Annotated in this window: 16 protein-coding genes; 11 read left to right on the plus strand and 5 right to left on the minus strand. The window is 55.3% G+C overall.

Annotation, left to right across the window (positions count from 1 at the left end; all coding sequences use genetic code 11):
* Positions 1-69: 69 nt before the first annotated feature.
* Positions 70-918 carry an MOSC domain-containing protein gene (locus tag V8L71_RS03335; RefSeq protein WP_336273202.1) on the plus strand — a complete coding sequence of 283 codons (849 nt, stop codon included), beginning with the start codon at positions 70-72 and terminating at the stop codon, positions 916-918.
* Here V8L71_RS03335 and V8L71_RS03340 read toward each other — a convergent pair.
* Entirely contained in the window at positions 872-1,777 is a 906-nt protein-coding gene (locus V8L71_RS03340) for a DMT family transporter (protein WP_176303771.1), read from the minus strand. The two genes, V8L71_RS03335 and V8L71_RS03340, sit on opposite strands and share 47 nt — an antisense overlap.
* A 216-nt stretch (positions 1,778-1,993) precedes the next feature.
* Between V8L71_RS03340 and V8L71_RS03345 the strand changes: the two genes are divergently transcribed.
* Entirely contained in the window at positions 1,994-2,416 is a 423-nt protein-coding gene (locus tag V8L71_RS03345) for an OsmC family protein (protein ID WP_336273203.1), read from the plus strand.
* Positions 2,417-2,584: 168 nt separating this feature from the next.
* Here V8L71_RS03345 and V8L71_RS03350 read toward each other — a convergent pair whose 3' ends face one another.
* Positions 2,585-3,013: a PRC-barrel domain-containing protein gene (locus tag V8L71_RS03350; RefSeq protein ID WP_008958206.1), complete on the minus strand. Its 429-nt coding sequence runs from the start codon at positions 3,011-3,013 to the stop codon at positions 2,585-2,587.
* Between the two features lie 358 nt (positions 3,014-3,371).
* Between V8L71_RS03350 and V8L71_RS03355 the strand changes: the two genes are divergently transcribed.
* Entirely contained in the window at positions 3,372-4,334 is a 963-nt protein-coding gene (locus tag V8L71_RS03355) for a L,D-transpeptidase family protein (RefSeq protein WP_336273204.1), read from the plus strand.
* Between the two features lie 21 nt (positions 4,335-4,355).
* On the opposite strand, the gene V8L71_RS03360 is transcribed toward V8L71_RS03355, so the two are convergent.
* Together V8L71_RS03360 and V8L71_RS03365 are read right to left on the minus strand one after the other, a co-directional pair.
* A complete protein-coding gene (locus V8L71_RS03360; protein WP_336273205.1) occupies positions 4,356-5,024 on the minus strand; it encodes a 2OG-Fe(II) oxygenase in 669 nt (222 codons plus the stop codon).
* Positions 5,021-5,692, minus strand: a complete 672-nt coding sequence (locus V8L71_RS03365) for a CoA pyrophosphatase (RefSeq protein WP_336273206.1) — start codon at positions 5,690-5,692, stop codon at positions 5,021-5,023. Before V8L71_RS03365 ends, V8L71_RS03360 begins: the two co-directional genes overlap by 4 nt.
* A 94-nt stretch (positions 5,693-5,786) precedes the next feature.
* On the opposite strand from V8L71_RS03365, the gene V8L71_RS03370 reads away from it, so the two are divergent.
* Positions 5,787-6,344, plus strand: coding sequence for an NUDIX hydrolase (locus V8L71_RS03370; protein WP_008958202.1), 558 nt, complete (start codon positions 5,787-5,789; stop codon positions 6,342-6,344).
* Between the two features lie 25 nt (positions 6,345-6,369).
* Here the strand turns inward: V8L71_RS03370 and V8L71_RS03375 are convergent, their stop codons facing one another.
* The gene (locus V8L71_RS03375) at positions 6,370-6,681 is read right to left on the minus strand and encodes a YqfO family protein (RefSeq protein WP_336273207.1); all 312 of its coding nucleotides are present in this window, start codon (positions 6,679-6,681) and stop codon (positions 6,370-6,372) included.
* Positions 6,682-6,809: 128 nt separating this feature from the next.
* Between V8L71_RS03375 and V8L71_RS03380 the strand changes: the two genes are divergently transcribed.
* The 7 genes from V8L71_RS03380 to V8L71_RS03410 all read left to right on the plus strand — a co-directional run bounded on the left by V8L71_RS03380 (position 6,810) and on the right by V8L71_RS03410 (position 13,771).
* A complete protein-coding gene (locus tag V8L71_RS03380; RefSeq protein ID WP_336273208.1) occupies positions 6,810-7,760 on the plus strand; it encodes a sugar-binding transcriptional regulator in 951 nt (316 codons plus the stop codon).
* Positions 7,761-7,934: 174 nt separating this feature from the next.
* Positions 7,935-9,254: an ABC transporter substrate-binding protein gene (locus V8L71_RS03385; protein WP_336273209.1), complete on the plus strand. Its 1,320-nt coding sequence runs from the start codon at positions 7,935-7,937 to the stop codon at positions 9,252-9,254.
* Positions 9,255-9,325: 71 nt separating this feature from the next.
* Positions 9,326-10,216 (plus strand): carbohydrate ABC transporter permease, encoded by an 891-nt coding sequence (locus tag V8L71_RS03390; RefSeq protein ID WP_336273210.1) that lies wholly within the window; start codon positions 9,326-9,328, stop codon positions 10,214-10,216.
* A 29-nt stretch (positions 10,217-10,245) separates the two neighbouring features.
* Positions 10,246-11,112 (plus strand): carbohydrate ABC transporter permease, encoded by an 867-nt coding sequence (locus V8L71_RS03395; protein ID WP_176303764.1) that lies wholly within the window; start codon positions 10,246-10,248, stop codon positions 11,110-11,112.
* 12 nt (positions 11,113-11,124) lie between these two features.
* Complete coding sequence (locus V8L71_RS03400) at positions 11,125-12,276, plus strand: ABC transporter ATP-binding protein (protein WP_336273211.1); 1,152 nt, start codon at positions 11,125-11,127, stop codon at positions 12,274-12,276.
* Positions 12,273-12,983 carry an HAD family hydrolase gene (locus tag V8L71_RS03405; protein WP_176303762.1) on the plus strand — a complete coding sequence of 237 codons (711 nt, stop codon included), beginning with the start codon at positions 12,273-12,275 and terminating at the stop codon, positions 12,981-12,983. Before V8L71_RS03400 ends, V8L71_RS03405 begins: the two co-directional genes overlap by 4 nt.
* Positions 12,984-12,985: 2 nt before the next feature.
* Entirely contained in the window at positions 12,986-13,771 is a 786-nt protein-coding gene (locus V8L71_RS03410; RefSeq protein WP_176303761.1) for an L-iditol 2-dehydrogenase, read from the plus strand.

Here is a 13,771-nt window from a genome sequence, read left to right on the forward strand (position 1 = left end):
TCACGCTTTCGAGTAGCGATCACCATTGTGAGTGGCTAAAGTAGCCTTTTTACTTGTCGCGAGGCTGCCGTGCAGATTACTCTACTCAACATCTACCCCGTAAAGTCGCTAAAAGGCATCAGCGTTAATCACAGCGAGCTACAAGAGCACGGGCTCGCCTGGGATCGCCGCTGGATGCTGGTGGACGCCCAGCAGCGCTTTGTGACCCAGCGACAACTCCCTGCGCTCGCCACCATTGAGGTCGCTCTCACCGACGAGTACTTGGTGCTATCTCACCCTGGCGTTGACCCGCTGAACATACCGCTGGCAGAACCCGCCGGTAATTTGCGTCTGGTCAGCGTGTGGAATGATCACTGCAAAGCCCTGCCGGAGAGCGAAGATGTTTCTCGCTGGTTAGTCGCTGCCTTGGGTGAACAGGCGCAAGGGCTGAGCTTGGTACGTTTTGCAACTGAATTTCCCCGCGCGGTCGAAGAGGATTTCCTTGACGGTGGAGCGGCGTATACCTATTTCGCCGATGGCTATCCGTTTCTGATCACGTCCACGGGCTCGTTGGATGCACTCAATCAAGCGTTGGTGGCAAAAGGGGGCGCGCCAGTGCCCATGAACCGTTTTCGGCCCAATATTGTGGTAGAGAGCGATGAGGCGTGGGCTGAAGACCGTTGGGCGACGCTTTCTGAACAAAAGGGAGCTTTCCAACTAGCGCTGCGTAAGCCCTGCAAACGCTGCAAGATCACTACTATCGATCAGCATACGGCGGCAGTACCAGCCCCTGCTGAGCCGCTAAAAACCTTGATTGAGCTTAATACTCAGCCTGCCTTGAAAGGCGCCCACTTTGGCCAGAACGCCACGCTGCTAGAAGGCGCAGGTAGTATTATTCGTGTGGGGGATAGACTGGCGGCGACGTTTCGCGACGCTTGACGCGTAGTAGTTTAGTGGCGATCGCCGTGCCAATGAGGGTAATGACCATGCCCGCGATAATCTGAACGTTCAGCGTCTCTCCAAGCAGTAGATAACCCCATATCAGCGCGCTCACCGGCACCAGAAACGTCACCGTTGAAGTGGCGGTGGCGCCCGCGCTGGCGAGTAAGCCAAAGTAGAGCAGGAAGGCCAGAGTGGTGCTTAGCGCTGCCAGTGCCAGCGCGTTTCCCCAGGCCAGGCTGCTAATGGGCTCGTTTGGCCATAATAGAATGCCGGGGATCAGCAGCACCAACGCTGACATGGCGCTACTGCCTGCGGCGAGTACACGTGTGGGTAGGTGACCAAGGCGCGTTTTAGAATAATTGCCTGCAATGCCGTAGCAAAACGTGGCGCCTAAAACAGCCAAAATAAACCAGCCGTCGCCGCCCAGGGCGAAATCGAGTCGATCCGCAGAGAGCACATAGACCCCCAGCAGTGCCAGGGCGAGGCCTAAGTACTGCTGGCGCTGTATGGCGGTAGCGAAAAACAGCGCGCCGATCAGCGCAGTAAAAATCGGCGTGGTAGCATTAATTAATGAGGTAAAGCCCGCCTCTAGTCGCGTGGTGGCAAGTGCCAGTAACGAAAAAGGCAGCACGTGATTCACAATACCTAAAAAAAGCAGCGGGCCCTTATGCTGCCAAATCAACCGCAGGTAATGCAGGCTGATCAACAGCGGCATGAGCAGCAGTGCGCCAATTCCCATACGTACCAATACTAACGGTACCGCGCCAAATTCGGGGGCGGCTACGCGCATAAAGATAAACGAAAGGCCCCACAGAGAAGAGAGCAGTATCAAACGCAGCGCATCAGCCGACGACATGGCGAGTCCTTAACATTAAATAAGTAACGCAGTTAGGTAGCTAACTAGCTTACGGCTGAACGAGAGTCGATGGAAGCGATGAAAGTAAGGGGGGCGGCAGAGAAACAAAAAATCAGCTACGCTGGTGAGGTGGTCAAGCGGCAATCCTCGCCGAACCCACACTGACACTTACACTGACAATATGTTTACGCATATTGGCACACACAAGGAGTTGTTATGGATCGTACAGCTAGCGCACGTTGGGAAGGTGGTCTTAAGGATGGCAAAGGCACCGTTTCAACCGAGAGTGGCGTTTTAGATGCCAATTACTCCTTCAGCAAGCGTTTTGAAGATGAAAAAGGCACTAATCCCGAGGAACTGATTGGCGCAGCACACGCCAGCTGCTTCTCTATGGCGCTCTCCATGATTTTAGGTGAGAAAGGCTATACCGCTGATTCTATTGAGACCAGCGCTAAAGTGACCCTTTCTCAGAGCGATGCAGGGTTTGATATTTCCAAAATCCACCTGGATGTTGTCGCTGCCATCAGTGGCGCCGACGACGCAGCTTTCCAGGAAGCAGCGGAAACGGCGAAAGCTAATTGCCCCGTTTCAAAAGTGCTTAAAGCTGACATTAGCATGACGGCTAAGTTAAAGGGCTGATTTAATCAGTGCTCTGGTTCACACATGGCGATTATGTGTGAACCTTTATGGCTTTTAAATAAAAGCTAGCCATAAAGTAATTCTTTAAGTACTAAATTAAAAGCAATAAAAAAGCCTTGGCAATTGCCAAGGCTTTTTGTATGACTGTCTTATATGACTGAAGTAAGCTTATTCGTCTTCCAAGTCGCCGTTACGGTTATACTCTTCTGCAGATTCTAGTGCGTCTTGTGAAGCATTAACGGTAATGATGTAATCTTCACCATCTTCGTCTTTGGTTAATTCAAGTGAATCCCATTCGATAGCGACATTTTTCTCGCCCATACCGAGGAAACCACCAACGCCTACTACCACCGCATTAATTTGGCCATCTTCACCGATGACAAGGTCAGTGATGGTGCCGATGTCTTCGTCATCTTCGACACTACTCTTGACTTGATTGCCGGTTAAGGCATCAGCATGAAAAGTACCTTCTGGTGTTTCGGTCAGGTAGGTTGCTTCCATGGTAGTGGTATTCTCTTCGGCATTAACGGTGCCTGCAGCAAACATAACGGCTGGAACCATGAGAGTACCTAGAAAGGCGGGTTTGATCATTTTCATTTTACTTGCTCCTTGCGATTTCATTGGGCTTAACGACTCCGCGAAATAGCCCGCATAAATCAATAGCAGAGGGTGTTAGCTGTGCTTTAAAGTAGCTTTACAACGCCAGTGCTATTACTCCTGTGTATGTTAATTACGCTTGAGTAATTAACGCCGCCATGCGCGTCACTGCGCTAAGACAATTAATAGATTAGTCGTTGTGATCAAAAATACAACCAATTCACTAAAACTTTTAGTTGGCTACGTTTATGGCAGTGCAGCACGTGAGGCTGTCCCCGCGTCATTGTGCGACAGTCTGTCGAATTGACCTGCTTCGCCCCAGTCGTCATATTCCTACCCTAAAAGGAGAAACCTGACGATGATTTCCCAGTACCACCCTTTACGACGTATAAAGCAGGTCTGTGTCAGTAGTGTCGCGCTGGGAGCATGGCTATTAGCGTCCACTGCCGCCGCTGACAGCAGTGAACTGCCCAAAGGTCATTTCCCGCTTCCGGAGCAAGGCAATATGGTGGGCGAGGTATATACCGTCACCGCTAGTGAAGAAGATACGCTAATGGATATTGCCCGAGCGCATAATGTCGGCTACGAAGAAATTCGCATGGCTAATCCGGATACCAGCCTCTGGGTACCGGGAGAGGGAACCGAGGTGACTATCCCTGGGCAGTTTATTTTGCCCGATGAGGCGCGGACCGGCATTGTGATCAATGTGGCTGAGCTACGCCTTTATTATTACCCCGAGGTAGAGGCAGGGGAGACGCCGCGTGTCGAGACGTACCCCATTGGTATCGGACGCGATGCCTACAACACGCCGCTGGGCATTACTGAAACCACCATGCGGCTTGAAAACCCGGCATGGTACCCGCCTGAATCGATTCGCCGAGAGGCCGCCGAACGTGGCGATCCTGCGCCCGCCGTGGTTGCCCCTGGTGCTGATAATCCATTAGGCCAATACGCTATTTTGCTGGATATCCCCGGATACCTGATTCATGGCACTAACCAGCCGGACGGCATTGGCATGCGTGCCAGCCGCGGCTGTATCCGAATGCATCCAGAGGATATCGAGTCGGTATTCTGGCGCGTGCCAGTGGGTACTCAGGTCAATATTATCGATTCACCGATCAAAGTAGGCTGGGGGGAAGGTGGGGGCAATTACATCCAAGCCTTTACCGCAACGGACGAAGAGGTGTTTGGCATGGATACGCTGTTAAACGTTGTTGGTTTGATTGAACACCATGAGGGTGGCAACCCATCCAGCGTTGATTACGAACAGGTTCGCGAAGTGCTGGAGCAGGCTAACGGGCAAATCGTTCCGATCGGTTAGCCTGTTTAGGGTCTGAAAACGCTAGCGCGCTGGATCCAGCACGCCACCTAGCGACGCATTGCGCCTGAACCAGCCCGCAATGCTGGTCCGTGGGCAGCGGGTAGGCAGCACTTCATGAGGAATGGTTTCAGATAAGAAGCAGGCGAAAGTTCCCGCTTCGGGTACGACCCGAGCGACCTCTTGGCTGGGGTCGTCCGGGTGGTAAATCACCATTTCCCCGCCACCGTCGCTGGGCCAGTCCGGCGTTAAATACCCTACCGTAGAGATAACGCGGTTAGCGCGGCCGCGGAAGCTGTCCACATGGCGCTGATAAAAAGCGCCAGGAGGGTAGTGGGCAAAGTGGGCTTCATACTCGAACAGGCCTAAAAACAGTGCGTGGTTGAGCGCCTGCTGTAACTCGCTCATGGCGTCAAGATAGCGCCGCTGGGCGGCACTTTCACGGTCAAGCCAGTGAATGGCGTCACCGCGGATATCTTTGCGCAGCAGGTGCTGCTGGCCGCGGCCAATGCCCGCTTCATCCAGGCCGTTATAAGCTGCTCGATGAAGAAGCTCGTGATTCAGCTCTTCACATAGGCCCAGATCGATCACCTCGCGGCCGACATACCAGCCCTGCTCGACCAGCGCATCCACAAGGGCAACCTGCGTCGCTGGCTGAAGCGCAGGCAAAAACGTAGCAACACTGGGGGTCATTTGTCGTGGCTCGATGGCGCTGAGCCAATAGTGGTCTTAGAGGATGTCGATAGACGGTTTTTGCGTTCAGGGTGGTGGCACAGCGGCCCCTGGGGGCGCTGATATAGATCAATCGGCATTCCGAAGCCTTCGGCCAGTAATTCCACCAGCATCATCGCCGAAAGTCCCCAAATCACGTGGCCGTCCACATGATAGCTGGGCACATAGTGAGCTACGCCATCCACGGTAATGACATCGGTATGGGTGCGGTGATCATCCAGAAAATGGCTGAGCGGCACTTCAAAAATAGCATCTAGTTCACCGGGGTCGGCCACCAGCGGTAAGTCGGGTGGAATGATGCCGACCCATGGCGTCACGCGTATACCGTGTAGAGAAATAACATCCGACAGCCGGCCCAGGGGTTGCACCAGGCGGGGGTCGAGGGCAATCTCCTCCTCAGCTTCGCGTAAGGCGGTCGCGTAGAGATCTGCATCGAAGGGCTCACGCTTACCGCCAGGAAACGCCACCTGGCCGCTATGAGTGTTCAAGTGGCTGGCGCGGCGGGTAAATAGTAAAGTTGGCGCTGGACGCTCGACAATGGGTAAAAGCACGGCGGCTTCGGGCATCACGACGTGGTCCAAGCGTTGAGGCGTTAGCAGTTGCAGGCGTTTGCGCAGTTTCTCTAACATGGGGCATCCAATAACTTTGTTCTCTTTTACCCAGCAGCGGTCATTGACGTCAAGCGCGTCGAGGCTTCTATTCACTAGCCGTTGAGAATACGCGATGAACTTTTGTAGCCACTGTGGTGATAAGGTGCGTTTTGCAGTCCCCGAAGGCGATGATCGCCCACGCTACCTGTGCGATGCCTGCGGGACGATTCACTATCAGAATCCGCGCATTGTGGCCGGCACGCTGCCCGTTAGCGGTAGCAAGGTATTGCTCTGTAAGCGTGCAATTTCACCGCGCAAAGGCTACTGGACGCTGCCTGCTGGCTATATGGAAAACGCTGAATCAACCCAGCAGGCTGCCGCCAGAGAGACCCGCGAAGAGGCCTGTGCCGAGGTCAAACTGGCCAACCTCTATACCCTGATTGATTTACCGCATATCAATCAGGTGTATATGATTTTTCGTGCCGAACTAATCGGCGGCTTCAGCGCCGGACCGGAAAGCCTGGAAGTGGCGCTATTTGAGGAACACGAAATTCCCTGGGATGAACTGGCCTTTACGACCATTGAGCGCACGCTGCGGCACTTTTACGCTGACCGTCCCCACAATGAGTTTCCGCTGCACATCAGCATGGTGACGCCTGAGGATCGGGAACGCTATTTTGGCAGTGCATAAGTCGCACTGCCACTGCGTCAACTCGCTATAGATCGGCTAATTGCCACACATCATAAGCGACTTCTTCGTAGGGATGGGCAAGTTTCAAGGCCGCGATAGCACCATGGATGTGGGCGTCATCACAGACTAGTTCCACTTTGAACTCTTCGACTTTTTCTAGGCTGCCCACTGAACCAATGTGCGGGTGGGCACCTTCGGTCGGGCGAAACTGCCCCGTGCCACGGGTTTGAAAACAGACACTCTCGTATGCCCCCATACGCCCAGCACCAGCTTCAAACACGGCTTGCTTAACGCTGTCGGCATCTTCCACGGGAACAAAAAAAGCCAATTTGTACATGCTAATCCCCTCTGCAATCCATTCATCATCAAGCGCTGTACTACACGTATGTTAGCGGATAGACGACTACTGGTCGCGGGCTTAGCTTTGTATGATGATGTTTCAGTACTCATTAAGTGAGCCATTATATGGATAAATTTGAGGTAAAGCTGGACCAGGCGGCCAGGGCCGCCTGGATGTCTTACGTGGGGGGAATGACCCAGGATGAGATCGCCAGCCAGTTGGGTGTTTCACGGCCAGGCGTGCAGCGCTTGTTAGCCTTGGCTCGCCAGGAGGGGCTGGTGAAAGTGCATATTGATCACCCGATCTCTAACTGTATGGCGCTAGGCAGCACGTTGCGTGATCACTTTGGTTTGACCTACTGCGACGTGGTTCCTGCCGATAACCACGCCGCCGAAAGTGCGGCTTCTTACCTAGCCGTGGCAGCCGCCGAGCGGGTGGCGCAGTTGGTTGAACGCAGTGAGCCGTTGACGCTTTCGTTAGGCACCGGGCGTTCGGTGCGGGCAGCGGTCGAGGCGCTCAGCCGCGTTGAGCGGCCTCAGCATCGCTTTGTGTCGCTAGTAGGGAATGTTGCCCGGGACGGCTCGGCTAACCGTTACGATGCGGTGATGGTGATGGCGGATAAAACCGGCGGTGAACGCTTTTTGCTCCCCGCACCAGTGGTGGCGGAAACGCTGGTTGAAAAAGAGGCGATGCTGACACAGCGGTTATTTAAAAAAATTGCCGATGTGGCGCGCGAGTCCGAGGCTGCTTTTATTGGCGTAGGGCGCATCGACCGCCAGGCCACGCTGTTTCAAGATCACTTTATTAGCGAAAGCGAACTAGATGAGTTGCTGGGTTTGGCAGCGGTAGGGGAGTTGCTTGGCTGGCCGCTGAATAGCGACGGCGAGGTGATCGACTGCTCGATTACCCGGCGGGTCACTAGTCTGCCCCTGGAGCGCTTTGGCAAGCACCATATGGTGGCGATAGCGGGAGGACGTGAAAAAGCCCCGGCGATTCATGCCGCGCTGCGTGGCCGTTGGTTAAAAGGGTTGGTGACCGACGAAGTGGCCGCTCGACAAATTGTCGACGCGCTATAAGAAGTTTCAAACCTAGGTGCGTGCACTGCAACATGCATCAAGGGTAATAAGTTAGCGTAAAGTCTAAGCCGATCGGCTTTGCTTTTTTTTGTCTTACGTACGATCATTTGTTCGGTAGATGATCAATAAGATCAAGGCGACAACAATGCCAAAACAAGCCCATAGGAGTGCTTTATGCGACTCGCACGTCACTTGCCCGTCACCACGCTAGCGGCCGCCATTGCCATATCGAGCCATGCCCAGGCGCAAACCGAAATCACCGTGGCCACGGTTAATAACAACGATATGGTGATTATGCAGAGCCTCACTGAGGCGTTCGAAGAATCTCACCCCGACATCACCTTGGATTGGGTGGTGCTTGAGGAGAACGTTCTGCGTCAACGCATGACCACCGATATTGCCACCGGTGGCGGCCAATTTGACGTCATGACCATTGGTACTTACGAAGTGCCTATCTGGGCAGAGCGCGGCTGGCTGTCACCACTGGATAATCTACCCGAGGCCTACAACGAAGATGACCTGCTGGCCTCCGTGCGCGATGGCTTGAGTCTGGATGGCACACTTCACGCGCTGCCTTTTTATGCCGAAAGCTCAATGATGTACTACCGCCAAGACCTGTTTGATAAGGCGGGCATCGAAATGAGCGAGCAGCCCACCTGGGAAGAAGTACGCGAGTGGGCTGGCGAACTGCATGGCAGCGAAGAGGGCTTGGCCGGTATCTGTCTGCGTGGTAAGCCGGGCTGGGGCGAAAACATGGCCTTTGTTTCCACCCTGGTGAACACCTACGGCGGTCGCTGGTTTGATGAAGAGTGGAATCCGGAACTCAACTCTGAGGCATGGGTTAACGCTATCCAGTTTTATGTCGATCTGCTTAACGATTACGGCCCGCCAGGCGCAAGCTCAAACGGCTTTAACGAGAACCTGGCGCTGTTCTCACGCGGCAACTGTGCCATGTGGGTCGATGCCACCTCGGCCGCTGGCAAGCTGTATGACGGCAATGAATCCGATGTGGCGGACAGCCTAGGTTTTGCCCCAGCGCCTATCGCAGAAACACCCAAAGGCTCGCATTGGTTGTGGTCGTGGGCGTTAGCGATCCCGGCTTCTTCTGAAAACCAGGAAGCGGCACGCGAGTTTATTACCTGGGCCACCTCGCAAGAGTACATTGAGCTGGTCGGCGAAACCGAAGGCTGGACCAGCGTGCCCCCAGGCACCCGTGAATCCACCTACGCCAATGAGCAATATACCGAAGCAGCACCCTTTGCTGACTTCGTGCTGAAAGCAATTCAGGACGCCGACCCCACCGATTCCACCCTGGAACCCAATCCTTACGTGGGTGTTCAGTTCGTTGGCATTCCAGAGTTCCAGTCGATTGGCACCCAGGTTGGCCAGACCATTGCCGCGGCGCTAACCGGTGACACCACGGTGGAGCAGGCGCTAGATAGTGCTCAGCGCGCCACCGAACGCACCATGCAGCGTGCCGGTTATCTAGACTGATGTGATGACCGCAATGCCTGCCTTGATCACTAGGCAGGCATTGCCCCCACACTGTTTCTGCAGGTATTTCCATGAATAAAACACGTGCTTCTGGCCGGACGGTCGGCGGGCTACGGACGCTTTCGCTTCAAGCGCCTGCTGTAACGCTGTTATTGCTTTGGATGATTGTGCCACTGGGCATGACGCTATGGTTCTCTTTCCAGCGTTATAACCTGCTAATGCCCGGCATGACCGGCTTTGCCGGGTTGGAAAACTATGAATATCTTCTCACCGACCCTGCCCTATGGGCCGCTATGGGTAACACGTTGTTGCTGGTGGGGTGGGTGCTGGCGATTACCGTGGTGGGCGGCACCCTGCTGGCGGTGCTGTTTCAGCAGGAGTTTGCGGGACGCGGAATTGCTCGTGTGCTGGCGATCTCACCGTTTTTTGTCATGCCCACCGTGAGTGCCCTGGTGTGGAAAAACATGATGATGCATCCCTCTAACGGGGTGCTGGCGTGGCTGGCTGAATTCATTGGCCTGCCCGCTGTTGATTGGTTCTCCTCGCTGCCGCTGACCTCCATTGTGATCATCGTGGCCTGGCAGTGGCTGCCGTTTGCGTTGTTGATTCTGCTCACCGCGATGCAATCGCTGGATGAGGATCAAGTCGAAGCCGCCCGTATGGACGGGGCAGGGCCAATAGCGATTTTCTTCTTTATCACGTTGCCGCATCTAAAGCGGGCGATCAGTGTGGTGATCATGATTGAAATGATCTTCCTGCTGACCATCTTTGCCGAGATTTTCGTCACCACCTCCGGTGGGCCTGGCTTGGCGACCACCAACTTAGCTTATCTGATTTACATTCGTGCGCTGCTCGATTTTGACGTAGGCACTGCGTCCGCCGGTGGGGTGATCGCGATCATTCTCGCCAATATCGTGGCGATCTTCCTGGTCCGTATGGTGGCCAAAAACCTGGAAGATTAGACCGGCACTTGTGTCTTAGGAGTACTTCGATGACAACATTAAGTTCCAAAACGGCGGCGCCACGTTCGGTGTCAGGGTGGCGTTCCCCACAGGCTAAACGCGCCTTTCTGACGATCTTGGGTTGGTCGGTAGCGCTGGTGATTTTCTTTCCCATTTTCTGGATGATCCTCACCGGTTTTAAAACCGAATCGGCGGCGATTGCTGATCCTACGCTGATTTTTTCGCCCACTCTTGAGAGCTACCAAGAGGTGCAAGAGCGCTCGGGCTATGCACGCTTTGCCCTTAACAGCGTGGCGGTGGCATTTGGTTCCACCTTCCTGGCGCTGCTGATTGCAATACCGTCTGCCTATGCCATGGCTTTCTTGCCCACCAAGCGCACCAAAGGCACGCTGCTGTGGATGCTCTCCACTAAAATGCTGCCCTCGGTGGGCGTACTGGTGCCAATTTATCTGATCTTCCGCGATGTTGGCCTATTGGATACCCGAACGGGCCTGATCATCGTTTACACGTTGATGAACCTGCCGATTGTGGTGTGGATGCTTTACACCTTCTTCAAGGATATGCCCAAGGACATTCTTGAAGCAGGGCGTATGGATGGCGCTTCGACACTGCAGGAGGTGATGTTTCTACTGCTGCCGCTGACGCTGCCGGGCATCGCTTCAACGGGCCTGCTATCGGTGATTTTGAGTTGGAACGAGGCGTTCTGGAGTCTCAACCTGACCACCTCAAATGCTGCCCCGTTAACCGCTTACATCGCCTCATTCTCAAGCCCTGAGGGGCTGTTCTGGGCCAAACTATCTGCCGCTTCCACCATGGCGATTGCGCCTATTTTGATACTCGGTTGGATGACGCAAAAACAAATGGTACGTGGCCTGACCTTTGGCGCCGTCAAGTAAAGGATATTCCTCATGGCAACACTACAACTACACAATATTACCAAGCGTTTTGGCGACACCGAGGTGATCAAGGGCATCGACCTTGAGGTGAATGATCGCGAGTTTGTGGTCTTCGTTGGCCCTTCTGGCTGCGGTAAGTCCACCCTGATGCGCATGATCGCCGGGCTGGAAAGTGCTACCGACGGCGATATTTTGATCGACGGACAGCGTATTAATGATGTTGGTCCAGCGGACCGCGGCCTCGCCATGGTGTTTCAGAGCTACGCGCTTTACCCGCATATGACGGTAGAAGGCAATATGGGCTTTAGCATGCGCTTGGCGGGGGTTCCCAAAGAAGAGCGCCGTGCCAAGGTGCTGGAAGCGGCCAAGATTCTGCAGCTAGAGCCGCTGTTAGACCGCAAGCCCAAAGCGCTCTCCGGCGGTCAGCGCCAGCGCGTGGCGATTGGCCGGGCGATTGTGCGTAACCCCAGCATCTTCCTGTTTGATGAACCGCTCTCCAACCTGGATGCCGCGCTGCGGGTACAAATGCGCATTGAGCTGGCGCGCCTGCACGATGAGCTGGACGCCACCATGATCTACGTGACCCACGACCAGATCGAAGCGATGACCATGGCGGATAAAATCGTCGTGCTCCACGACGGCGTGGTGGAGCAGGTGGGCTCGCCCATGGCGCTCTATCACCATCCGCGCAATCGCTTTGTGGCGGGCTTTATTGGTTCACCGAAAATGAATTTTCTGCCCGTAACGCTGACCGGTGTCACGTCTGAGGGAGTAGGCATTCGCCTGCCCGGCGGCGGTGAGCGCAGCATTCCGGCCGACGGCACCCACTTGGATGCTAACGCCACCCTTGAGCTGGGTGTTCGTCCTGAACACTTGGTGCTTGATGAACAGGGACCTTTAACCGGCGAGATCAAGGTGCTGGAGCGGCTAGGGGGCCAAACCTCGCTCTACGTTCAGATGAACGATAAGCTCATTACCATCATGGCCGATGGCGATGTGGCCTACCGGGTCAACGATACGGTCCATTTCGGCTTCGCCCCCGAGCGCGCCCACTTGTTTGATACTGACGGGCTGGCCTTGCCAAGCCTGGAGCAGCACCCGCTAGCAGGGCTGACCCGCCAAGATAACCGTGCCCCTGGCTCGCCTTCTGAGGAGCCTGCATGAGGACGCTCATCTTTGACTGCGATGGCGTGCTGGTCGACAGCGAAGCCATCGCGGAAGGCACGCTGGTGGCGTATCTCTCCCGGTGGCTGCCCGACCTGAATATTGACCAGGCGCTGGGCCAGGCCCTGGGGATGACCACGGCGGCTATTCTTGCGCATCTCGAAGCGTTAAGCGCCCACACACTGCCGCTTGATGCCACCGAACAGGTGGACATCGCCATTGAGGCGCGCCTGGCGCGGGAACTGAAAGCGATAGAGGGGGCGGATAAGGCCGTTCGCGGCATCGCGTTGGAAAAAGCGGTAGTTTCCAACAGTCGGCGCAGCCGCGTACTGGCGTCATTGGCGAATACGCGGTTGGCAGAAGCCTTTGGCAACGTGCCTATCTTTACTGCTGATCAGGTGGCCAATCCCAAGCCTGACCCCGCGCTCTACCAATTGGCAGCCTCCCAGTTAGGCCAAGTGCCCCGGGACTGCCTGGTGGTGGAAGACAGCGTTGCCGGGGTAACCGCCGCTCATGCCGCGGGCATGTGCGTAATCGGTTTTGTCGGCGCCAGCCACGTGGATGCTGAACAGTCGGCACGCCTTACCCAGGCCGGTGCCTGGCGAATTTTAGAGCACATGCACGGCCTGGCAGCGTTGGTGGACGAATGGCAGACCCATGGCGCCAGCTTGCCACATGCTAACGGCGTGCCTATTCATCGGAGATAGCTATGAAACTGATCGATAAAACCGCAGTGATTACCGGTGGCGCTCGCGGCATCGGCCTGGCCATTGCCCAGCGTTACCTTTCAGAAGGCGCCAATGTCGTGGTGGCCGATATTGACCGTGGCGCCATCGACGATGCCGTAGCGACACTGCAGCAGCTGGGGCTCGCCGAGAAGGTGATGGGAGTGGCACTAAATGTCTGCGATCAGAGTTCGATTGATGCCATGGTAGAGGCGGTGATGCAGCGCTTCGGCGGTATCGATATTTTGGTCAATAACGCCGCGGTATTTGATATGGCGCCTGTGCTTGAGGTGACCGAGGCGAGCTTCGACAAGCAGTTTGCGGTTAATACCAAGGGCATGTTTTTTACCCTGCAAACGGTTGCCCGTTCCATGGTAGCCCGTGGCCAAGGCGGGAAAATTATCAATATAGCCTCCCAGGCGGGGCGTCGTGGTGAAGCCCTAGTGAGTGTTTACTGCGCCAGCAAGGCAGCCGTCATCAGCCTCACTCAATCCTGCGGGTTGGATCTGATCAAACACGGCATCAACGTCAACGGCATTGCTCCCGGTGTGGTGGATACGCCGATGTGGGAGGAAGTCGACGCACTCTTTGCCCGTTACGAGAACCGTCCGCTTGGCGAGAAGAAACGTCTGGTAGGCGAAGCGGTTCCATTTGGGCGCATGGGCCTGCCGGAAGATCATACCGGCGCAGCGGTGTTTCTGGCCAGCCAGGACAGCGATTACGTAGTTGCCCAGACGCTTAATGTCGATGGCGGCAATTGGATGAGCTGA

It is taken from the genome of Vreelandella indica (genome assembly GCF_037070225.1).
GTDB classification, from domain to species: domain Bacteria; phylum Pseudomonadota; class Gammaproteobacteria; order Pseudomonadales; family Halomonadaceae; genus Vreelandella; species Vreelandella arctica.